The following is a 20,590-nucleotide window of genomic DNA, read 5'->3' on the forward strand; positions in this document are numbered from 1 at the left end:
AGTAAAATCTCACCAGCAGAAATAAGATAGCTACAGGTTAAAGCTGATGTATCCGCTCTCTAAGCGTAGATAAATGGCGACGGCTAACGGAAAGTCTTTCATCAAGACCTCGCAATCGAACCTGATATTGGCCTGAGCTGACAAGCTCTAAACCATCCAAATAAGCAATTGAGACCAAAGCGTTTCGATGAATACGGATAAATTGATCTGCAAATTCAGTTTCAAGTTCTTTCAGTGTTTCATCAATTAACACACTGCCATTTTTATGACGTATCGTGACATATTTCTGATCTGCCAAAAAGTAATAGATATTTTCAACAGGAATCAGTTCAACCCCACGATAGGTTTTAGCAGCAATTTGATGTCTTTGTGTTTTTAAATCCTGTAAAAGTTCAGGATTCGGCAAAGCATTAAGCTGTGCTTGAGTAAGTTGGGTTAACTGCTTAAAAACTTGCTCAAGTTCTACTGGATCAATTGGTTTAAGAAGATAAGCTTGTGCTTGTGACTTAAACGCCTCCAAAGCATGCTGATCATAGGCTGTGCAAAATACAATAGCAGGTCGAGGGTTAAGCTGACTTAGCTGCTCCGCACAGACGAGACCATTCATACCCGGCATTTGGATATCAAGTAAAATCACATCCGGTTGATGAAGCCGTGCCTGTTCCAAGGCATCTTGGCCATGATGAGCTGTTGCGACAACCTCATGTCCCATCTTTGAAACTAAACGTGACAATCGTTCCACTGCAAGTGGCTCGTCATCACAAATTAGCACCTTCATTCATCCTCCTTGTCACCGTTAACTTGGTCCATTTTTTTATGGTTAACTCTGACTGACTTATTATTTTGATTGGTATTGATAGCTCATAATAGTGGTATATAAAGTTTCACCCTTATACACCTGGAACCTAACTGAATTCCCATAATACGCCTTCAAGCGCTGCTTAACATTTTCAAGAGCGATTCCATGCCCTTTCCGTGATTTTATTGTATCGTCTGTATAAGGGTTGGTAATGACTATACTGACCTGATTTTGCAATATTTCAACCAATACCCCAATGGTCGCTTTACCCATCATTGGTTCCACCCCATGAAAAATACTATTCTCTAACAAAGGTTGTAATGTCAATAAAGGAATCGTGACCTGCTTTAATTGCAAAGGATCAAGCTCCACTTTCCACTCGACTTGTAAACGCTCACCTAAACGTATTTGTTCAATCATTAAATATTGTTTACTGAGCTCAATTTCTTCATGCAAGCTTACCAATTTTAATTCTTGAAAACTCGCTCTAAATAAACGCGACAGACTAATCAGCATACTTTCTGCTTTATCTGGATCTATCGTAATTAAACTCACCACATTATTTAAACTATTAAATAAAAAGTGAGGATGAATACGGGCCTGCATAGCCTGAATACGGGCATTTAACTCTGCATATTGTTGATGTAACCATTGTTCCCGAACATATAAATAGCGCAGACAAAATGCGCCGAGTAATATTCCATAACTTAAATATAACGGGACATTGGTAAAATAAATGCTCCAGTCCTGCGCTATAACTGTTGTTCTTTTCAAAATTCCAAATTGAAAAAAATTGCTTATTAGGGTGGTCACCACCACAATCGCTTGCAGCATAACAAAGCCAATTGCCAAAGCATATTTTTGCTGAAGCTGACTAAAAAAATTTTGAAAATATTCAACTAAGGCAAAAAAAGACAAAATCACCCAGTTGATAAAAATCATATATTGTAAAAGGCGTGACCCGCTTAAAGCATGCCAAGATTGCGCTTCAGCCAATGCTAAAACCAGTGCCAAAACATTACTTGCGATAATTAATTCTAATAAATGTTGCCAACGATCAATTTTCGTAAAAAAATAGGAGGAATTTTGATTTCGATATGCTGTAGAAAACAACTTTGTTTGTTGAGCTTCGGCAAGTGATATACTCTTTTTTATTTTACTGAGCCACCATGACCACATCTTCAAATCCCCCTAATTCAGCAGCCCCAAACCAAACCTCTGGTATGTGGGGTGGTCGTTTTTCTGAAGCGACAGACGCTTTTGTAGCAGAATTTACTGCCTCTGTTCAGTTTGACCAACGTTTTTATAAGCAAGACATCGCTGGTTCGATTGCGCATGCTACCATGCTTGCGAAAGTTGGCGTACTGACAGAAGCAGAACGAGACGACATTATTGAAGGTTTGAGCACCATTCGTGCAGAAATTGAAGCTGGAAACTTTGAATGGCGTATCGATCTTGAAGATGTTCACATGAACATTGAATCACGTTTGACTCAACGTATTGGCATTACAGGTAAAAAACTCCACACTGGTCGTAGTCGTAATGACCAAGTTGCAACTGATATCCGTCTTTATCTACGCGACGAAATTGACGACATTTTGGGCTTATTAGAGCGTTTACAAAAAGGTTTGTTGGGCTTGGCTGCCAAAAATGTAAATACCATTATGCCGGGCTTCACTCATTTACAAACAGCTCAACCAGTAACTTTTGGCCATCACTTATTGGCATGGTTTGAAATGTTGGTTCGCGATACTGAACGTCTTCAAGACTGCCGTAAGCGTGTTAACCGTATGCCACTTGGTTCTGCGGCTCTTGCTGGTACTACTTACCCGATTGATCGTGCTTACACAGCAGAATTACTCGGTTTCGAAGCGGTATCTGAAAACTCTCTCGATGCTGTATCTGACCGTGATTTTGCCATTGAATTTAATGCAGCAGCATCTTTAATCATGATGCATTTATCACGTATGTCTGAAGAACTGATTCTTTGGACTTCTGCACAGTTTAAATTTGTGAACATTCCTGACCGTTTCTGTACTGGCTCGTCAATCATGCCACAGAAGAAAAACCCAGATGTTCCAGAGCTCATCCGTGGTAAATCAGGCCGTGTATTTGGTGACTTAATTAGCTTACTTACGCTCATGAAAGGTCAACCTTTGGCGTACAACAAAGACAACCAAGAAGATAAAGAACCTTTATTTGATGCAATCGATACGGTTCGTGGTTCACTCATGGCATTTGCAGACATGATTCCTGCATTGGTTCCAAATATTGAAATCATGCGTGAAGCTGCACTTCGTGGATTCTCGACTGCAACTGACCTTGCTGACTACTTAGTGAAAAAAGGCGTTGCGTTCCGTGATGCGCATGAAATTGTGGGTAAAGCTGTTGCATTAGGTGTTGCTGAAGAAAAAGATTTATCTGAATTAACACTTGAGCAATTACAACAATTCTCTGACTTAATCACAGCAGACGTATTTGATAAAGCATTGACACTAGAAGCTTCGGTAAATGCACGTGATCATATTGGCGGAACTTCACCAAAACAGGTTGAAGCTGCAATTGCTCGTGCCCATACACGTCTAGAACAGTTATACGCTTAAGGATACAAAATGAGTCGACAAGTATTTTGCCGTAAATACCAAAAGGAAATGGAAGGTTTAGACTTTGCTCCGTTTCCTGGTGCCAAAGGCCAAGAATTTTTTGAAAATGTTTCTAAGCAAGCATGGCAAGAATGGCTACAACACCAAACTACGCTGATTAATGAAAAGCGTTTAAACGTGTTTGATCCAGAAGCGAAAAAATTCCTTGAAGAACAACGTGAGAAGTTCTTCAATAATGATGAAAGCGTTGAAAAAGCAGAAGGTTGGAAGCCGGAATAATTCGTTTTTTCTAAGCCCATCATCATTGAAAAGGCAGGTTTATATACATAGACCTGCCTTTTTTTACGTGAAACTTACACAAACATATAAAGCCTTACATAGAGCGCACAGGACTCTACATGACATGAATTGGTTGCAACCTTATTATCAATTCATAGCAAGTGAGACATGATCCCTGTCATGTTTTCTCTTAATGCACTTGATTTTCTGTCCTGAACTTCCCCCCAAAGTTCGGGACATTTTTTTATCTATTATTTTAAAAAAATAAAAAGGCCTTGTTTCAAACAAGGCCTTTAGATATTTCAGCTCAATTATTACTTTTCGTGAACTTTCGCTTCAATTTCTTCAATTTTAGTATGGCGAGCATCAAAGCCTTTTGCCATATAAATCACTTGTTCAGCAATGTTACGAGCATGGTCACCAATACGCTCTAAAGAACGTAAAACCCACATCACGTTAATCACACGAGCAATATGACGCGGGTCTTCAATCATATAGGTCATTAAAGTGCGCGTTGCTGACTGATATTCGCGGTCAATATCCGCATCAGCTAAAAGTACACGTAAAGCTTGATCTGCATCTAAACGTGCAAAAGCATCAAGTGCATCGTGAATCATGACACGTACTTGGTTACCAATATGACGGGTTTCCATGTAACCGCGAGGTGATCCACCCTCTTCACAGAGGTTTTGTGCAATACGGGCAATTTTTGCAGCCTCATCCCCAATACGCTCAAGGTCGGTATTGGCTTTGCTCATTGCAATCACCATACGCAAGTCAATTGCGGCTGGATGACGACGCGCCAAAATCAGTGTCAGACCTTCATCAATATCACGTTCATATTGATTGACTGCATTATCTTTAAATTGAACATCAATTGCTAAATTCGCATCTGTATCAAGTAAAGAATGAATTGCATTGGCAACCTGTTGTTCGACCAAGCCACCCATGGTCATAAACTTTGTGTTCACATCTTGCAAATCTTCATTAAATTGAGAAGAAATATGATGGCTTAACACCGGATTACTCGGACTCAAGGGAAGCCTCCAACATGATGGCGCAGGGATAAAATGATTGAGCATTAAAACACATCAATCATTAAATTTTTATGACAAAATTAAATTTCAGATAAAAGCATTTTTTATTACTGATACGTTAACCAGCTGTTTAATTCGACCAGATCTTTTTCACCTAATTGACCTACAGCAGCTTTTAAACGCAGTACATTTAATAAATAGTCATATTGAGCATTAAGATAATCCTGTTTTGCAGAAAAAGCATTACGCTGCGCCAATAAAACATCGACCATACTTTTTAAGCCTTCGTTATAACTGGCTTTTGAAGCTTGAGAAACAAGTGCAGAAGAATCCATTGCCGCCTTTCTTGCTTCAAGTTTTGCCCGGTCGGTATCTACCTGCATAAATGCACTTTTTACATCAACATTGGCACGGCGAATGGCAGCATCAAGTTGGGCTTGCGCTTTATTTAACTCTACACTGGCTTTTTTAATAGAGGTTCGGGTCTGTCCTCCATTAAATAGATTCCAGTTCATCTCTACGCCCACTTGGTCAAACTTCCCATCAGTCGAAATCAGCGTTTCTGGGGTTTGTTTGGTATAACCATAACTCGCAACTGCGTCTATCTGTGGATAAAGTGCAGCTTTTTCCACACGACGTTGATCTTCAGCATATCGTCGTTGTAAACGTGCTTGCTGAATCTTTAAATTTTGTTTTTGGGCTAAACTTAACCAATCATCAAGCTGGGCTGGATAAGGTTTTTGAAAAGTAAAATCACTTCGCAGTACGGCAAGCTTATCCTGATAAGGGCCAATATATTCAGATAGTTGCTCTTGAGCTAATAAAATCTGTACATTGGTCGCAATACGGTTGGCTCTGGCACTTTGATATTGGGCATTTGCTTCACTGACATCGCTACGCGCTACCAAACCTTCTTTAAGCTTGGCATTCATCATATTGAGCTGTTCAAGCAAAGCTTTTTCTTCTTGTAAATATGCAGCAGTAAGTGCTTGCTGACGAAGTACATTAAAATAAGCTTCGGCCACGTTTAAAACATGATCTTGTTTTTGCAGTCTTAAAGTGATTTCACTGAGTGCAACTGAGGTTTTAACCTGCTTATAACCTTCCCATGCATCCATACGAAAAAGAGGCTGACGAGCAGATAAAGTTGCTTGTTTGGTGGTCGAGGTATTACTCACCAAAGCATCTGACAACCCTTCTTGATCAACACCTGGAAAATTTGAACGTTTTACGGTTTGGCTATTACGATTAATTTTTCCAGACAAGGTAACTGTAGGTAGTAAAGCACCCGTTGCTAAACCTAAATTGAGCTGATCTGCTTCAAATTGTTGTTGATTCGCTTGCCATGTCGGATCATTTTGTTTCGCGCGCTCATAAGTTTCAACTAAATCCAGAGCAAAACTCGACGAGGTAAAACTCCATAAACCCGCCACAAGCATTAATTTTATTTTCATTGTTTAAATCAACGATAAAACTTGGCTTTAAGACTAAGAAAAATTCGAATCAAACTCAAGCCATTAAAAGTTTTAGTTTTTTTAAGTGTTCCGAGTTTTTGATAATATTAAAATACAAATAAAAATCAAAAACATGCCGATCCAACCTAACCATGAAACATGCTCACCTACCAACACAATTGCAAAAATTGCAGCAACTAAAGGTTCAAATAAAGTTAAGGTGGTCGCTTTGCTAGCATTGACCGTTTTTAATCCGAAGCCAAAAAGTAAATAACCCAAAAACATAGGAATCAGCATCATATAGCCAGCTACAAGTAAATTGGTTGAGCTTTCTAATAACCCTCCACCTGTAACCAACAAGGTAGGAAGCAAAATAACTGCCCCACCGCCCATAATCATGCCCATTGCAGCTTTAGAGGCAACACCGCGATCTATTAATCTTTTTGCAGCCCATGAATAAAGCGAATAAGTTGTAGCTGCGACAAGACCAAGAAAAATACCGAAGTATTTATTCCATTGATTTGTACTATCTTGAACTGCATGACTTTCACCCATCGACAACATCGTTACGCCAAGTACACCGCAAATAAAACTTAGAAACCAGATGGCAGACAAAGCTTTGCGATCAAAGAATCGCTCTAAAATTGCTGCGATCAGTGGAGCAGAACCAATTGAAACCACAGTACCAATCGTAATGCCGGCATAATGCATTGAGGAATAAAAAGCCAAAGGGTAAATACCCACCGCCGCTACACCCAAAAGCAGTATTAAAAGATTTTCCCTTATAAATTGTCGGTTTTCACGTATCGCTCGGGATGCAACTAAAGCTTGTAAAAGACCTCCTCCACCCATCGCTGCGGCGCCAATAGCAAGTGGGCCAAGTGTCGGTGCAAATGCGGCCGCAGTACCTGTTGTTCCCCACAAAACAGAGGCAACTAAAATCGCAATTGTGCCGCCATAACTACTATTTTTAATATGGCTAATCATGTGGGCATTCTCGATCTAAAATATCTTCTGCCATTTGCTTTGCGAATAGAAGTTGACGACTGTTACCTTCTAAGCCTGCTCTTGCCATAGAGCCTTCTAAAAGAAATGAAAGCTGCGTAGCCACATAGTTAACACGCTGTGAGTCTGGTATTAATTTTTTTAAATGCTCCGCAACAATAGCCTCAACTTCTTCTTTATGTTGTCTTACCGAACTTCGACCTGAACTATTTGCGGGAAACTCTGCGGCAGCATTTAAAAGCCCACATCCTCGAAAGCCCTTCTCATAGGCAAATTCCGCATGGTCTTGATAGGCATCAAATACCGCTAAAATAGCTTCTTTAGCTGTTTTTGTTGTTGCTAAACGGTTTTGGTAAAGGTCTAGCCACTCTTGATGCCGTGCAGCAATATAGGCATCGACCAACTCACCTTTTGAAGCAAAATTATTATAAAGCGACATCTTGGCTACATCAGCTTTAGTCGTAACTGAGTTAATGCCAGTTGCAGTAATGCCATCGTTATAAAACAAAGTTGAAGCGGCATCGAGAATTTTCTGTCTTGCTGTTTTATCATTCATAGCTTTTAATTAAGTAGACCGATCTACCTAATAATAAAGATTTCTAACAATGATGCAATCTTTTTCCGAGTTATAATTTGAGCAATATTCACTTTGATAAAAATATAAAGATGAAAAAAGTTCTAATGATGAGTATGTGTAGCGCACTACTTTTAGCTGGATGTAATAAAACATCAGAGCAAGATCAAGTTGTATCTAAAGAACAAAAACCTACTGAGCAAAAGGCCACTCAAAAACAAGACAGTAGCTGCTTACAAATTATGGTAGCTATGTACACGATTAATCAAAACAGTAAAATAGAGGACCTAAATCAAATTAATGAAAAACTCAAAACCTGTGTTCCATCATTAAAAAATGATGAACAACTGAAGCTGATTAATGCTTCAACCGCCATGTATCAGCGTTTTCTAAAACAAGAATATAATGAAAAAACAGCAAAAGCGTTTGAAGCTTTTGGCTATGCCATTTTAGAAAAAGAACCATTAGATGCAAAAAAAACAATGAAAACCAAGAAAAAGTTATTCGATCAGCTTAGTACTCGTGATCAATATCTGATTCAACATGAAGGCCAAGCCTATATTGAACTCCTCTACCAAGGTGAAGGTATGTTTACTTATCGCCGTCAGCCGAACTATTTAGTTGATGTTTTTGCTAAAGCCCTACCCACTGACCAAAAAGAGTTCTTAACGCGTATGGCAAAAGACAATAAAGACATTTTCTATGATGATGGTGCTTTGGCTATTTCATGGAAAGAGCTCACCGAACGTGCATTGTTTTGGGAAAAATTTATTCAAAAATATCCAAAGAGTTATTTTATTAGTGATGCAAAATTATTATTTAATGAGTACCGATATTTTATTTTCTTTGGTCTAGATAATACGCCTGTGTCCGATGAATTTGCTCCAAACACATGGATTGATAAAGATGCGCTTCAACAAATCCGTTTCTTATCTACACAAAACCAATCTAGCTTAGCAAAACCCGCCCAACAATTTTTGAAGTTTATTGCCACTCCCGTAGATGAGCGTAATACTCAATTTAAGACAGATTTAACTGATGAAAATGGGCAAAAGAAATCTACCTATCAGATTGTGCATGAACAGCTTGAACAGTTATTAAAATTAGAGTCACCATGGAATACCAAAATTTATCGTGACTGCCACATGGATGCGGTCTGTATAGATACAAATTGACAATGCCAGCCAACCTAAAACATGTTAGTCTTTAAATCGCTTGACGGAGCGCGAGTAATAGCTCGCTGAGATTGTGTAAATTCCGTGTTATCGCAACACAAGTTTGATCACAAGTACCGTTGAACCTGATCAGGTTAAGACCTGCGTAGGAATCAAGCCATCTGAAAACTTACAGCCCTCAATTTATCTAGTTAAAGATAAATCCGCCATCGTTTTTGGTCGTGCTTGATTCGTTGATGTTATTCATAAGGATCATGTGATGAACCAGTTAACGAATCTTTCTTCTGCTGAAATTTCAGCACAACATGAACAAGATGCAAAAGATTTAACTCGCATCTTACCCGCTTCAAAAAAAGTTTATATTGAAGGCTCTCGTCCTGACATTCAGGTTCCAATGCGAGAAATTTCTTTAACCGATACCCCTACTGGTCTAGGTGGTGAACATAACCCTCCTGTTATGGTTTATGACACTTCAGGTGTTTATACCGACCCGAACGTTCAAATCGATTTAAATAAAGGTTTACCTTCAGTTCGCCAAAAATGGATTGAAGAACGTAACGATACTGACGTACTTGCGGGTTTAACTTCAAAGTTTGGTCAAGAACGATTAAAAGATATTCGTACCGCTGACATTCGTTTTGCTCACATTCAAAACCCGCGCCGTGCTAAAGCTGGTAAAAATGTCACGCAAATGCACTATGCCAAGCAAGGTATTATCACGCCTGAAATGGAATATATTGCGATTCGTGAGAATCAGCGCCAACGCGAAGCTGTAGATATGCGTCAGCACCCAGGTCAAAACTTTGGTGCAAAAAATTTAAAAGAAATTACGCCTGAATTTGTTCGCCAAGAAGTTGCTGAAGGCCGCGCTATTATTCCTGCCAACATTAACCACCCAGAACTTGAGCCAATGATTATTGGCCGCAATTTCTTGGTTAAGATTAATGCCAATATTGGTAACTCAGCGCTTGGCTCTTCAATTGATGAAGAAGTTGCAAAAATGACTTGGGCAACTCGTTGGGGTGCAGACACCATTATGGACTTGTCGACAGGTAAAAACATTCATGAAACACGTGAATGGATTATTCGTAACTCACCTGTTCCAATCGGTACCGTACCAATTTATCAAGCACTTGAAAAAGTGGATGGTGTTGCAGAAGACCTAACATGGGAAATCTTTAAAGACACGCTGATTGAACAAGCCGAACAAGGCGTTGACTACTTCACGATTCACGCAGGTGTATTGCTTCGTTATGTTCCACTTACAGCAAACCGCTTAACAGGTATTGTGTCTCGTGGTGGTTCAATCATGGCACAGTGGTGTTTAGCGCATCATGAAGAAAACTTCTTATACACTCATTTCGACGAAATTTGTGAAATCATGAAAGCCTATGACGTGTCATTTAGTTTAGGCGATGGCTTACGTCCGGGTTGTATTCAAGATGCAAATGACGAAGCGCAGTTCAGCGAACTTAAAACACTGGGTGAGCTGACTCACCGCGCATGGGAACATGATGTTCAGGTCATGATCGAAGGTCCGGGCCACGTACCAATGCACATGATTAAAGAGAACATGGACTTGCAGTTAGAAGTGTGTAAAGAAGCACCATTCTATACGCTTGGGCCTTTAACGACTGATATCGCTCCGGGTTACGACCACATCACTTCTGCTATTGGTGCAGCTATGATTGGTTGGTATGGCACAGCAATGCTTTGCTATGTAACACCTAAAGAACATTTAGGTTTACCAAACAAGAAAGATGTGAAAGACGGAATTATTACCTACAAGATTGCAGCACACGCAGCCGATCTTGCCAAAGGTCATCCGGGTGCACAGGTGCGTGATAATGCCTTGTCTAAAGCCCGTTTTGAATTCCGTTGGGACGATCAGTTCAACCTAAGTCTAGACCCAGATACAGCGCGCAGCATGCATGATGAGACTTTACCAAAAGAAGCACATAAATCTGCACACTTTTGCTCAATGTGTGGTCCGAAATTCTGTTCAATGAAAATCACTCAGAATGTCCGCGACTATGCCAACAATCTCACCAATAGCGATTCAGAGGTTGAAGAAGGCCTCAAAGCGATGAAAGAGGTTTATCAAGAGCAAGGACAAAAACTGTATCATAAAGTGTAAATATTCAAAAAAAACACTTGCCTAGCCATGATTCTCGGTTAGGATGAAATAAATAGATTTCGTCCTGATCGAATCATGAGTATTGTCGAGCGTCCAAGTTATACATCTAAAGATGTCGAAGTAACATCACGTGAATCTCTGTTCCGTGGTTTTATTCAAGTTGAAAAAGTCAGCCTTCGACATCGTCTATTTAATCAATGTGAATATACTCCTGTATTGCAGCGCGAACTTGTGCATCGGCCTGAAGCGGCCGGAGTACTACTCTACAATGATCAAAAACAACAATTTGCCCTGATTGAACAGTTCCGTGTTGGTGCTTTAGACGACTCTCAATCGCCGTGGCAACTCGAAATTATCGCGGGTGTGTTAGATGGCAATGAGTCACCAGAAAGTTGCATTCGACGCGAAAGCCTTGAAGAATCAGGTTGTGAAGTTCAGGATTTAGAACATCTATTTAGTTTTTATCCATCAGCAGGCGCATGTTCAGAGCTATTTCATCTGTATGTTGCCCAAACCAATTTACCCGCTGAAGGCGGTGTTTTTGGAGTAGATGATGAGGGTGAAAATATTCAGCTGCATTTGTTTAGTTATAGTGAAATTCAAACACTACTCGACAGCGGACGTTTAAGAAATGCCCCTGTTATTATGGCATTACAATGGCTGGCTCAACACAGCAAAACGATAATAAATCCGAAGAGGTAGGACGGTGACTTTTCAAGTCTCAACACTTTCACAAAAAAATCATGTCATCATACAAATTACCGATACACATTTATTGGAGTATCCACAGCTAGAATTTGTGGGGATGAATCCTGAAGAAAGTTTCCATGCCATTATTCAACAGATATTAAAACAACATCCCGAAGCCGATGCGATTATTCATACTGGAGACCTCGCACAAGCACCAACACCTGTTACTTACAAGCGTTACATCAACTTTATGCAAACCTTGGGCCTGCCATTTTTCCAGACTCTCGGCAATCATGACAATGTTGACCACTTTCCATTGCATAACGAAAACCATCAGGAACCTGTGGTGGTCGGTTTAGGCAACTGGCGAGTGATTATGCTCAATAGCGCGGTAAAGGGAAAAGTGGATGGTCATTTGTCTTCGGAACAATTAGAAAATTTAGCAAATCTACTTGAGGAATTTGCAGATCATCCAGTTTTACTGGCTTGTCATCACCATCCATTTGCAATGAAATCAAAATGGATTGATCACCATAAGCTTCAAAACTCGAATGTTCTTCTTGATACGTTAAGCCCATTTAAAAATGTAAAAGCTTTAGTTTGCGGACACGTCCATCAAGACTCTCTGAATATTTGGCAAGGCATCGAATTTTTCTCGACACCTTCCACAAGTGTACAGTTTAAGCCGTTTAGTAACGATTTTGCACTCGATCAAAATGCACCAGGTTATCGTTACATTCGTCTGAATAACGATGGTAGTTTTGAAACAAAAGTGTTTCGACTTGAAAATTTTAAAACCTGTATAAATACTGATATTTCAGGCTATTAGCCCTATTTTTTATATGCTTATATAGAATTATGACTAGTGCAAACACGTTTTGAAAATATTTACGGGTCGGAATGACTATCATCTTGCAGGAAAAATCTATATGATGACGACCCGATGGAAAAATCCATCGATGGTTTTCTATAAAAACACTTGCATATCACCATATTTTTTGCGTATAGATAATACGTGTATGATGAGGAATGCCCTATTATGGCGAATGACAACCACAACCAAGTTTTGGATGAACATACAGAAGTTGTAGTAGAAGGTGATAAAGCTTCTGCAAAACGTGCACGTAAAGTGAAACCTAAAACTTCTGACGTAGGCACAACTGCAAGTTTATTTGGTATTGCACCTTATCAACCTAAGAAAAATGAAGAGTACATGTCTGAAGGACAGCTCGAGCATTTCCGACAAATTCTGCAAGCATGGAAAGCTGAATTAATGTCTGAAGTTGATCGTACTTTAAATACGATGCAAGACGAATCAACTGCATTGCCAGACGTAAATGACCGTGCTACCCAAGAAGAAGAATTTGCAATTGAATTACGTACACGTGACCGTGAGCGTAAATTAATTCGTAAAATCGAACAATCTATGGAAGCGATTAAAAACGAAGACTACGGTTTCTGTGAAACTTGTGGTATCGAAATCGGTTTACGTCGTTTAGAAGCACGTCCAACTGCAACGTTATGTATCGACTGCAAAACTTTGGCAGAAATTAAAGAGAAGCAAAATAACGGTTAATTGTGACTGTTGAGAATTCTCTAGCCGAGCACAGCTCTGCTCTTGCGCAGCAGTTAAATCGCCTGCCAGAAAAGCATAGCTTTTCTCTTGCGCAGCGGCGGAACAATGTTCCGCTTAATCGCTGCTCATACTCAGGTCGGTTTGCGCCCTCGCCAACCGGCCCTTTACATTTCGGATCACTCATTACGGCTGTTGCCAGCTATTGTGATGCCAGAGCTCATCAAGGGCGATGGATAGTTCGTGTTGAAGACACCGACATTCCCCGTATCTACCCCGGTAGTGAAGACCATATACTCGCATCACTTGAAGCTTTTCAGTTCGATCCAGATGCCGAGATCATTTTTCAAAAAGACCGCCTAGACATTTATGAAAGTGTATTAGACCAACTTAAAAATGAGGGTCTGGTTTACGCTTGTCAGTGCACCCGTAAAATGCTCGGCTCAAATGCAATCTATGCAGGTACCTGCCGTGATCTGAATCTTGATTTTCACGGTCAAGCAATTCGAGTAAAAGTTCAAGATCAGCAAATTTGTTTCGATGACCGCCTACAAGGACATCATTGCTCCAATCTGCAATACGACCTTGGAGACTTTGTTCTTAAACGCCGCGACGGCATTATTAACTACCAACTTGCTGTAGTTGTAGATGATTATCTACAAGGTATTACTCACGTTGTTCGTGGCGCAGACCTCTTAGATAACACCGAACGTCAAATCTGGCTGGGTCAGCTCCTCGGTTATCCTAAACTCAGCTATATGCACCTCCCACTCGCCATGAATGATCAAGGGCAAAAGCTTTCTAAACAAAATCTTGCTCAAGCACTCGATTTAACTAAAGCTCCTCAATTACTACAACAAGCCATACAAACACTAGGCCAACCAAACGTTGATTTAGATCAGCCTAGACTGATGCTCAAGCAAGCTGTAGCGCAGTGGAATGTAGATTTAATTCCTCACGGACAAGAGCTTGGCGGAATATATTTATAAATAAAAAAAGCCCGATTCGATATCGGGCTTTTTATAACAACTGAAATGCTTTAGAAGTTTGATTCTTCTCTTTCAGGGTTCACTTCTTGAGTTGATGCATCAATCTTTAAGATCAAACTAATCATGGCTGCACACATCATTAAAGATGTACCACCATAACTAATAAATGGCAAAGTTAGACCTTTGGTTGGCATTAAGCCCATATTCATACCCGCATTTACCAAAATCTGGAGTAAGAAAATAATACTAATACCGTAAGCCAAATAGCCCGCACGAAGATAATGATGTTTCAAAGCACGGTGACCAATTTTGATACAACAAGCCAACATCAAGAAAGACAAGCCAATGACAATCGAAATACCAAAGAAGCCAAACTCTTCACCCAACACAGCCAACATAAAGTCAGTATGCGCTTCAGGTAAATAAGATAGCTTTTGAACACTATGCCCCAAACCTGTTCCAAACCATTCCCCACGACCAAATGCCATAAGTGCATTTGATAACTGATAACCCACACCTAATGGATCTGCCCAAGGGTCAGTAAATGAAATCAAACGCTGGAAACGGTAAGGCTCAAATAAGATCAAAAACACAATACCGGTGACAATCGCACCAAGCATAATCAAGAACTGTGTTGGCGGCGCACCTGCTAAAAAGAACACCCCAACCATCATCATGACGATAACGATCGTTGCCCCCAAGTCAGGCTCAGCAATAATCAAACCGACCGTAATTGCCATCACACCACTTAGACGTAGCAAGCCTTTCCAGTGCGTACGAACCTCTTTAGCACGGCGTACCACATAGTCTGCTGTAAAGATTGCCATCATAACCTTGGCAACCTCTGTAGGCTGCAAGGTAAAACCACCGATTTTAATCCAACGAGTAGAACCATTGACTTCCGAACCTACCGCCAGAGCAGCAAGTAACAGCACCATGGTTAATAACCACAGCGGGAAAGTGTTTTTAAACCATGTATTGAGTGAGATTCGGTAGGTCAAATACGCCACCACCCCAGCAACCGCAATAGAAATTGCATGGCGGATGACATAGTGAAACGGGTTCTCATGCATATATTCTGCATAAGGCATCGAAGCAGATGCTACCATCACCGAACCGATACATAACAATGCAACGACACAGAAAATCAAGACATTACGTGGCGTCACTTCCGCTGGCCATTTCGGCAATATCCGTTCATACCAATGATTGATTTTCTGGATTGTGGTCTGAGCTAAGCCTGCCATACTACATTCCTAATCATATTTTCTTTAAACCAACGAATTGACACAGGCAACAAACTGCTGACCACGGTCATTATAACTTTTAAACATATCAAAACTTGCACACGCTGGTGATAGCAATACCACATCTTCAGCGTGTGTTTCACGTTGACACAGCTCTACAGCTTCTGTAAGCGTTGCTGCATGTAAAATTTTTGTTGCACCTTGAATGGCTTGTTCGATGACCGGAGCATCTTCACCAATCAATACCACAACTTTGGCATACTTTTCGATAGAAGAACGTAAAGGAGCAAAGTCTTGGCCCTTACCCTGTCCACCTAAAATTAGGGCAACCTTACCTTTCTTCACTTCAATCGCAGCACCTAAACCATCAATTGCTGCAAGGGTCGCACCCACATTGGTTCCTTTAGAGTCATTGTAATAACGTACATCATGCACGGTCTTTACATACTCACAGCGATGCTCTAAACCTTTAAAGTGTTTTAAAGTTTCAAGCATAGAGTCCATAGGTAAACCAATTGCTTCACCTAATGCTAAACACGCTAAAGCATTGGCTACGTTATGCATACCTTGAATATATAAGTCTGAGCTTTTAATTAAACGCTGCAAGCCACGAGCAAGCCAAAGTGTACCGTCAGCATCTCTTAAAACGCCGTACTGATTTAAGTCAGGTGCATTTAGACCAAAGCTTTGCATTGGAGTTGTATCAGGTACTAGAGGACGGCTCAAAGCATCATCACGGTTAAATACAACTTTCTTAGCACCTTGGAAAATACGGTGTTTTGCTTGGTGATAACCTAACATGTTGCCGTGACGATCCAAGTGATCTTCACTCATGTTCAATACCACAGCCACCTCAGCATTTAAGTGAGAGGTGGTTTCTAACTGGAAACTTGATAACTCAAGTACCAATAACTCTGGTTGATCTTTTAATAAATCTAGAGCTGGGCGACCAAGATTGCCACCAACGGCAACTTTCTTACCTGCATCTTTAGCCATTAAACCCATTAAGGTGGTTACGGTACTTTTTGCATTTGAACCCGTAATCGCAACAATCGGCACATCAGTTGCACGGCGAAGTAGCTGAATATCACCCACCACAGAAATCCCTTGAGCAATGGCAGCCTGAATTTCTGGTAATTGTGGGGCAAGGCCCGGGCTTAAAATAATTTCTTCTGCTTGTAGTAATAATTCTTGGTCGAGTTGACCAAAACTGGTCTTCACTTCTGCAGGAATTTGATCATGTCCGGGAGGTGTGGGGCGGGAATCCGTTACTGCAACTTGGTAGCCTTGTTCATGCAGGAAATTTACAGCAGAAACACCTGATATACCCAAGCCTGCTACAACTTTTAACCCACCACGTTGTATTAACATTTTTGCCCCACAATTTATCAATCGACAGAATGGCAAAAATGTTAGCACTTTGCTGTTTTGAATACTTTTTCAGTTTGACTTTTATTCTACTTTTTTTGTGTCAGTGCGTAAAAAAGCCATCATTCGATGGCTTTTTATACAGAAAAATTAGCGCCACTTCACCGTTTGCACAGGAGCGGACTTTTGTACAGGGGCATCATCCGTAGAACAGCCACAATTGCCGCCACAACCAGCAGCCTGTTTAGGCTTCAGCCATGTCGCCAAACGCTGCCAGCCCAACTTTTGACACTGGGTTGATAGCACACGAAATACTGAAGCGGACGTTTGAGGAAATACCTTTTTAAAGACAACAATGGCACTCCACAACACCAATACAGCAACAATAAGGTAATCAAACATAAGCGCCTCCTATTAACCCCAAATGCGTGATGCAATTTGGTAGGTTAAAAATGACATGAGATAAGCCAAACCAAAGAGATAAGCCGTCATGACTGCCACATGTTTCCATGAACCTGTCTCACGGCGTACCGTAGCCAAGGTTGCTAAACAATGTGGTGCATAAACAAACCAGACCAATAAAGACAAGCCTGTAGCCAATGACCAGCCTGTGCCGTTTGCACTAATCAAATGGGCTAGCCCCTGTGCAACAGCATTATCATCAGCACCAGACAACGCATATACCGTACCTAATGCTGCGACCACAACTTCACGGGCAGCCATCGCAGGAATTAAAGCCACCACGATTTGCCAGTTAAAGCCAAGTGGTGCAAACAAAGGCTGAATCAAGTGCCCCGCCATACCCGCGAAGCTATAATCAATTGCCGGTAGCGTTGCACCTTCTGGTGCTTGAGGGAAAGTACACAAGAACCAAAGAATAATGGTTAATGCAACAATAATCCCACCAACACGACGTAAGAAAATCTTTGCGCGTTCCATTAACCCAATAGCAATACTTTTTGGATCAGGAAAACGATAGCTTGGTAACTCCATTAACAGGGCATGTTGTGATTTGTCTTTACGCAAGAACTTCATCACAAAGGCAACACAAAGCGCACTTAAGATACCCGCCATGTATAAACCAAACAGCACCAAACCTTGTAAATTAAAGATCCCTAAAACAGTTTGACTTGGAATAAATGCACCGATTAACAAGGCATAGACAGGCAAACGTGCCGAACATGTCATGAGAGGTGCAACCATGATCGTGGTAAAACGGTCACGTGAATCACTAATACTTCGGGTTGCCATAATGCCGGGAATCGCACAGGCAAAACTCGACAATAATGGAATAAAAGAACGGCCACTCAAGCCAGCTTTAAACATTAATTTATCGAGCAAGAACGCTGCACGCGGTAAATAACCTGATTCTTCAAGCACCAAAATAAAGAAGAAAAGAATCAAAATTTGTGGCAAGAATGCCAATACTGTGCCCGCTCCCGCGAGAACACCATCTACCACTAAACTACGTAGCACAGGCTGATGAATAGCCCCGTTTAACCATTCACCTAACCATGGGATTACGCCATCTTCAATTGCAGCTTTAAAAGGTTCAGCCCAAGCAAATACCGCCTGAAAGACAATAAACATCATCACTGCCAAGCTGAGTAAACCCAACACAGGATGTAAGAAAATTCGATCTAGAAAATCAGTACGCTTATCATCATGATCGACAAAATTAACCACATCTTTAAAAATCATTTCGATTTTTTGATGATGCCCACCACTTAAACCACTCAGCTCAGTATGCGGTACGGTATATTTCTCTTGGTCAAGCGCATGCAATAAGTTTTCAATGCCTGAGTTGCGTACGGCAACTGTTTCAACAACAGGAACACCTAAACGCTCAGAGAGTTTCTGTGTATTGATTTGAATACCACGACGACGCGCTTCATCCATCATGTTCAACACAACCAGAATTGGGCGGCCTAATTCAATAATTTCAAGCACCAAACCCAAGTGCAGTTTTAAGTTGGTCGCATCGACAATACATAAAAATGCATCTTGCTGCCCTTCTTCGGCAATTTTGCCTTGGCAGACATCACGGGTAATTTCTTCATCTGGACTGGTTGCCTGCAAACTATAGGTACCTGGTAAATCCAGTACACGAACTGCACGACCTGAAGGTAACTGAAAGTTACCGACTTTACGCTCTACAGTTACGCCCGCATAGTTAGCAACTTTTTGTCTTGTTCCAGTTAGATGGTTAAACAGAGAAGTTTTACCGCAGTTCGGGTTTCCCACAAGGGCAATACGTAGCGCATCACTCATGCGGGTACTCCTTCTAACTGAATCTCGATTTTTTCCGCTTCCGCCTTACGTAAAGCGAAACGAGTAAAGCCAATTTGGATTAAGATCGGATCACCACCAAAAATGCCCTTGGTAATCACTTCCACTCGAGTACCTGGTACAAAGCCCAAGCTTTCCAAACGAATTGCGACCAAATCTTGTTGCTCGGACGTTTGTGTCATCCGATCTACTTTGGTGATGGTAGCCGCTTGCTTCACTTTCAACGCTGATAAACGCACCGCATCCGATCCTAAACCTTTTCTTCTAGTATACATATAAATGAGAATAATTACCAAATAAGGTTAGATTTCAATTCTCACCTACTTTAATCGACAAATCTTAAAGTTTCTTTTAAAGTACAGTGGTTTAGAGGATATTGTTTATGATAAATAAAAAACCGCGTATTCCAAGCCCTGTTCAAATTCCTGAACATTTGAGCTTTTTACAAGGTTTTCGTGACTATTTAGTTGCACAAACAGTGAGTCCGCATACGCGAAATGCCTATTTATCTGACCTTATTCAATGCAGTGAACTTCATAGAAAAAATAGTTTGCCGAAATGGACGAGCGACGACATTTCTGATGTGCTGATTGAACTTACCAAAATAGGAAAAAGTCCACGCTCAATTGCACGTTGTTTATCTGCCTTACGTCAGTTTTATAAGTTTCTACGTGAACAAAAATTACGAAGCGATAATCCTGTAGCGACTCATCACTCACCAAAAATTGGCCGAGCTTTACCAAAAGATTTATCAGAAGAAGACGTCGAAGCACTTATTCAAGCACCTGACATTACCACAGCCTTAGGCTTACGTGACCGAGCAATGTTTGAAGTCCTTTATGCTTGTGGTTTACGTGTTTCTGAGTTAATCAACTTACGCTTAGAGCTGATCAATTTAAAACAAGGTTATTTACGTATTACAGGTAAAGGTAATAAAGAACGTTTGGTTCCTTTAGGGCAATATGCCTGTGACTGGGTAGAGCGCTACTTGCAAGATGCTCGGCCTCAACTCTATAAAAGCTCTACTGACTATCTCTTTTTAACCCAACATGGCGGAATTATGAGTCGTCAGAACTTTTGGTATGCGATTAAACGTTATGCCTTACAAGCCAATATTCAGGCTGAGCTGTCGCCTCATACCTTACGTCATGCCTTTGCAACACATCTACTTAATCATGGTGCCGATTTACGCGTAGTACAAATGTTACTGGGTCATAGTGATTTATCTACTACCCAAATCTATACCCATGTAGCACAAGTCAGAATGCAACAATTACATGAAAAACATCACCCTAGAGGTTAAAAATTTTTAAACGAATTATTTGAAATTCATCAAACAATCGTTTGATTTCGTTCACAAAGGTTAAGAAA

20 protein-coding genes and 1 riboswitch are annotated in these 20,590 nt (G+C 40.6%); of the genes, 9 read left to right on the forward strand and 11 right to left on the reverse strand.

The features are described 5' to 3' along the window. Positions 1–37 precede the first annotated feature (37 nt). Together ACH8JV_RS04595 and ACH8JV_RS04600 are read right to left on the reverse strand one after the other, a co-directional pair. Positions 38–778, reverse strand: a complete 741-nt coding sequence (locus tag ACH8JV_RS04595) for a LytTR family DNA-binding domain-containing protein (protein WP_151983946.1) — start codon at positions 776–778, stop codon at positions 38–40. Positions 779–838: 60 nt separating this feature from the next. Beyond that, positions 839–1,978 (reverse strand): sensor histidine kinase, encoded by a 1,140-nt coding sequence (locus ACH8JV_RS04600; RefSeq protein ID WP_263612755.1) that lies wholly within the window; start codon positions 1,976–1,978, stop codon positions 839–841. Between ACH8JV_RS04600 and argH the strand changes: the two genes are divergently transcribed. Together argH and ACH8JV_RS04610 are read left to right on the forward strand one after the other, a co-directional pair. After that, positions 1,969–3,402 (forward strand): argininosuccinate lyase, encoded by a 1,434-nt coding sequence (argH, locus tag ACH8JV_RS04605; protein WP_087605894.1) that lies wholly within the window; start codon positions 1,969–1,971, stop codon positions 3,400–3,402. The genes ACH8JV_RS04600 and argH overlap by 10 nt on opposite strands. A 9-nt stretch (positions 3,403–3,411) precedes the next feature. After that, on the forward strand, positions 3,412–3,681 hold the full coding sequence (locus ACH8JV_RS04610) for an oxidative damage protection protein (protein WP_002053140.1): 270 nt from the start codon (positions 3,412–3,414) through the stop codon (positions 3,679–3,681). Positions 3,682–3,995: 314 nt separating this feature from the next. Here the strand turns inward: ACH8JV_RS04610 and phoU are convergent, their stop codons facing one another. The 4 genes from phoU to ACH8JV_RS04630 form a co-directional block, all read right to left on the reverse strand. After that, positions 3,996–4,718: a phosphate signaling complex protein PhoU gene (phoU, locus tag ACH8JV_RS04615; protein WP_000075183.1), complete on the reverse strand. Its 723-nt coding sequence runs from the start codon at positions 4,716–4,718 to the stop codon at positions 3,996–3,998. A 107-nt stretch (positions 4,719–4,825) separates the two neighbouring features. Continuing rightward, positions 4,826–6,157, reverse strand: coding sequence for a TolC family outer membrane protein (locus tag ACH8JV_RS04620; protein WP_396520018.1), 1,332 nt, complete (start codon positions 6,155–6,157; stop codon positions 4,826–4,828). A 96-nt stretch (positions 6,158–6,253) separates the two neighbouring features. Next, positions 6,254–7,159, reverse strand: a complete 906-nt coding sequence (locus ACH8JV_RS04625; protein ID WP_396519938.1) for a DMT family transporter — start codon at positions 7,157–7,159, stop codon at positions 6,254–6,256. After that, on the reverse strand, positions 7,152–7,733 hold the full coding sequence (locus ACH8JV_RS04630) for a TetR/AcrR family transcriptional regulator (RefSeq protein ID WP_263612753.1): 582 nt from the start codon (positions 7,731–7,733) through the stop codon (positions 7,152–7,154). The genes ACH8JV_RS04625 and ACH8JV_RS04630 overlap by 8 nt, the downstream gene beginning before the upstream one ends. A gap of 110 nt (positions 7,734–7,843) precedes the next feature. On the opposite strand from ACH8JV_RS04630, the gene ACH8JV_RS04635 reads away from it, so the two are divergent. The 6 genes from ACH8JV_RS04635 (at position 7,844) to gluQRS (ending at position 14,315) form a co-directional block, all read left to right on the forward strand. Continuing rightward, positions 7,844–8,926, forward strand: a complete 1,083-nt coding sequence (locus ACH8JV_RS04635; protein WP_396519940.1) for a hypothetical protein — start codon at positions 7,844–7,846, stop codon at positions 8,924–8,926. A gap of 34 nt (positions 8,927–8,960) precedes the next feature. Further along, a riboswitch (TPP riboswitch) is annotated at positions 8,961–9,095 on the forward strand. Between the two features lie 90 nt (positions 9,096–9,185). After that, positions 9,186–11,063: a phosphomethylpyrimidine synthase ThiC gene (gene thiC / locus ACH8JV_RS04640; RefSeq protein ID WP_151762841.1), complete on the forward strand. Its 1,878-nt coding sequence runs from the start codon at positions 9,186–9,188 to the stop codon at positions 11,061–11,063. Between the two features lie 75 nt (positions 11,064–11,138). Beyond that, complete coding sequence (locus tag ACH8JV_RS04645) at positions 11,139–11,765, forward strand: NUDIX domain-containing protein (protein WP_396519942.1); 627 nt, start codon at positions 11,139–11,141, stop codon at positions 11,763–11,765. 4 nt (positions 11,766–11,769) lie between these two features. Further along, on the forward strand, positions 11,770–12,582 hold the full coding sequence (gene cpdA / locus ACH8JV_RS04650; protein WP_396519944.1) for a 3',5'-cyclic-AMP phosphodiesterase: 813 nt from the start codon (positions 11,770–11,772) through the stop codon (positions 12,580–12,582). A gap of 210 nt (positions 12,583–12,792) precedes the next feature. Beyond that, a complete protein-coding gene (dksA, locus tag ACH8JV_RS04655) occupies positions 12,793–13,329 on the forward strand; it encodes an RNA polymerase-binding protein DksA (protein ID WP_263612749.1) in 537 nt (178 codons plus the stop codon). A 2-nt stretch (positions 13,330–13,331) separates the two neighbouring features. Then, the gene (gluQRS, locus tag ACH8JV_RS04660) at positions 13,332–14,315 is read left to right on the forward strand and encodes a tRNA glutamyl-Q(34) synthetase GluQRS (protein ID WP_396519946.1); all 984 of its coding nucleotides are present in this window, start codon (positions 13,332–13,334) and stop codon (positions 14,313–14,315) included. 50 nt (positions 14,316–14,365) lie between these two features. On the opposite strand, the gene ftsW is transcribed toward gluQRS, so the two are convergent. The 5 genes from ftsW to ACH8JV_RS04685 all read right to left on the reverse strand — a co-directional run bounded on the left by ftsW (position 14,366) and on the right by ACH8JV_RS04685 (position 19,458). Then, entirely contained in the window at positions 14,366–15,562 is a 1,197-nt protein-coding gene (gene ftsW / locus ACH8JV_RS04665) for a putative lipid II flippase FtsW (protein WP_004710933.1), read from the reverse strand. 24 nt (positions 15,563–15,586) lie between these two features. Then, complete coding sequence (murD, locus tag ACH8JV_RS04670) at positions 15,587–16,933, reverse strand: UDP-N-acetylmuramoyl-L-alanine--D-glutamate ligase (RefSeq protein ID WP_396519948.1); 1,347 nt, start codon at positions 16,931–16,933, stop codon at positions 15,587–15,589. 147 nt (positions 16,934–17,080) lie between these two features. Then, positions 17,081–17,332, reverse strand: coding sequence for a DUF6587 family protein (locus ACH8JV_RS04675; protein WP_191108825.1), 252 nt, complete (start codon positions 17,330–17,332; stop codon positions 17,081–17,083). Between the two features lie 12 nt (positions 17,333–17,344). Continuing rightward, positions 17,345–19,201, reverse strand: a complete 1,857-nt coding sequence (locus ACH8JV_RS04680) for a ferrous iron transporter B (RefSeq protein ID WP_311086982.1) — start codon at positions 19,199–19,201, stop codon at positions 17,345–17,347. After that, complete coding sequence (locus ACH8JV_RS04685; RefSeq protein WP_002053176.1) at positions 19,198–19,458, reverse strand: FeoA family protein; 261 nt, start codon at positions 19,456–19,458, stop codon at positions 19,198–19,200. The genes ACH8JV_RS04680 and ACH8JV_RS04685 overlap by 4 nt, the downstream gene beginning before the upstream one ends. A gap of 143 nt (positions 19,459–19,601) precedes the next feature. Between ACH8JV_RS04685 and xerD the strand changes: the two genes are divergently transcribed. Next, positions 19,602–20,522, forward strand: a complete 921-nt coding sequence (gene xerD, locus ACH8JV_RS04690) for a site-specific tyrosine recombinase XerD (protein WP_396519950.1) — start codon at positions 19,602–19,604, stop codon at positions 20,520–20,522. The last annotated feature ends 68 nt before the right edge of the window (positions 20,523–20,590 follow it).

This window comes from Acinetobacter sp. ABJ_C5_2, assembly GCF_044538485.1.
Lineage (GTDB): Bacteria > Pseudomonadota > Gammaproteobacteria > Pseudomonadales > Moraxellaceae > Acinetobacter > Acinetobacter nosocomialis_A.

Coding starts and splice junctions, on each gene's coding strand:
- ACH8JV_RS04595 (WP_151983946.1), bottom strand. CDS start 778: ATGAAGGTGCTAATTTGTGATGACGAGCCACTTGCAGTGGAACGATTG.
- argH (WP_087605894.1), top strand. CDS start 1,969: ATGACCACATCTTCAAATCCCCCTAATTCAGCAGCCCCAAACCAAACC.
- ACH8JV_RS04600 (WP_263612755.1), bottom strand. CDS start 1,978: ATGTGGTCATGGTGGCTCAGTAAAATAAAAAAGAGTATATCACTTGCC.
- ACH8JV_RS04610 (WP_002053140.1), top strand. CDS start 3,412: ATGAGTCGACAAGTATTTTGCCGTAAATACCAAAAGGAAATGGAAGGT.
- ACH8JV_RS04620 (WP_396520018.1), bottom strand. CDS start 6,157: ATGCTTGTGGCGGGTTTATGGAGTTTTACCTCGTCGAGTTTTGCTCTG.
- ACH8JV_RS04625 (WP_396519938.1), bottom strand. CDS start 7,159: ATGATTAGCCATATTAAAAATAGTAGTTATGGCGGCACAATTGCGATT.
- ACH8JV_RS04630 (WP_263612753.1), bottom strand. CDS start 7,733: ATGAATGATAAAACAGCAAGACAGAAAATTCTCGATGCCGCTTCAACT.
- ACH8JV_RS04635 (WP_396519940.1), top strand. CDS start 7,844: ATGAAAAAAGTTCTAATGATGAGTATGTGTAGCGCACTACTTTTAGCT.
- thiC (WP_151762841.1), top strand. CDS start 9,186: ATGAACCAGTTAACGAATCTTTCTTCTGCTGAAATTTCAGCACAACAT.
- ACH8JV_RS04645 (WP_396519942.1), top strand. CDS start 11,139: ATGAGTATTGTCGAGCGTCCAAGTTATACATCTAAAGATGTCGAAGTA.
- dksA (WP_263612749.1), top strand. CDS start 12,793: ATGGCGAATGACAACCACAACCAAGTTTTGGATGAACATACAGAAGTT.
- ftsW (WP_004710933.1), bottom strand. CDS start 15,562: ATGGCAGGCTTAGCTCAGACCACAATCCAGAAAATCAATCATTGGTAT.
- murD (WP_396519948.1), bottom strand. CDS start 16,933: ATGTTAATACAACGTGGTGGGTTAAAAGTTGTAGCAGGCTTGGGTATA.
- ACH8JV_RS04675 (WP_191108825.1), bottom strand. CDS start 17,332: ATGTTTGATTACCTTATTGTTGCTGTATTGGTGTTGTGGAGTGCCATT.
- ACH8JV_RS04680 (WP_311086982.1), bottom strand. CDS start 19,201: ATGAGTGATGCGCTACGTATTGCCCTTGTGGGAAACCCGAACTGCGGT.
- xerD (WP_396519950.1), top strand. CDS start 19,602: ATGATAAATAAAAAACCGCGTATTCCAAGCCCTGTTCAAATTCCTGAA.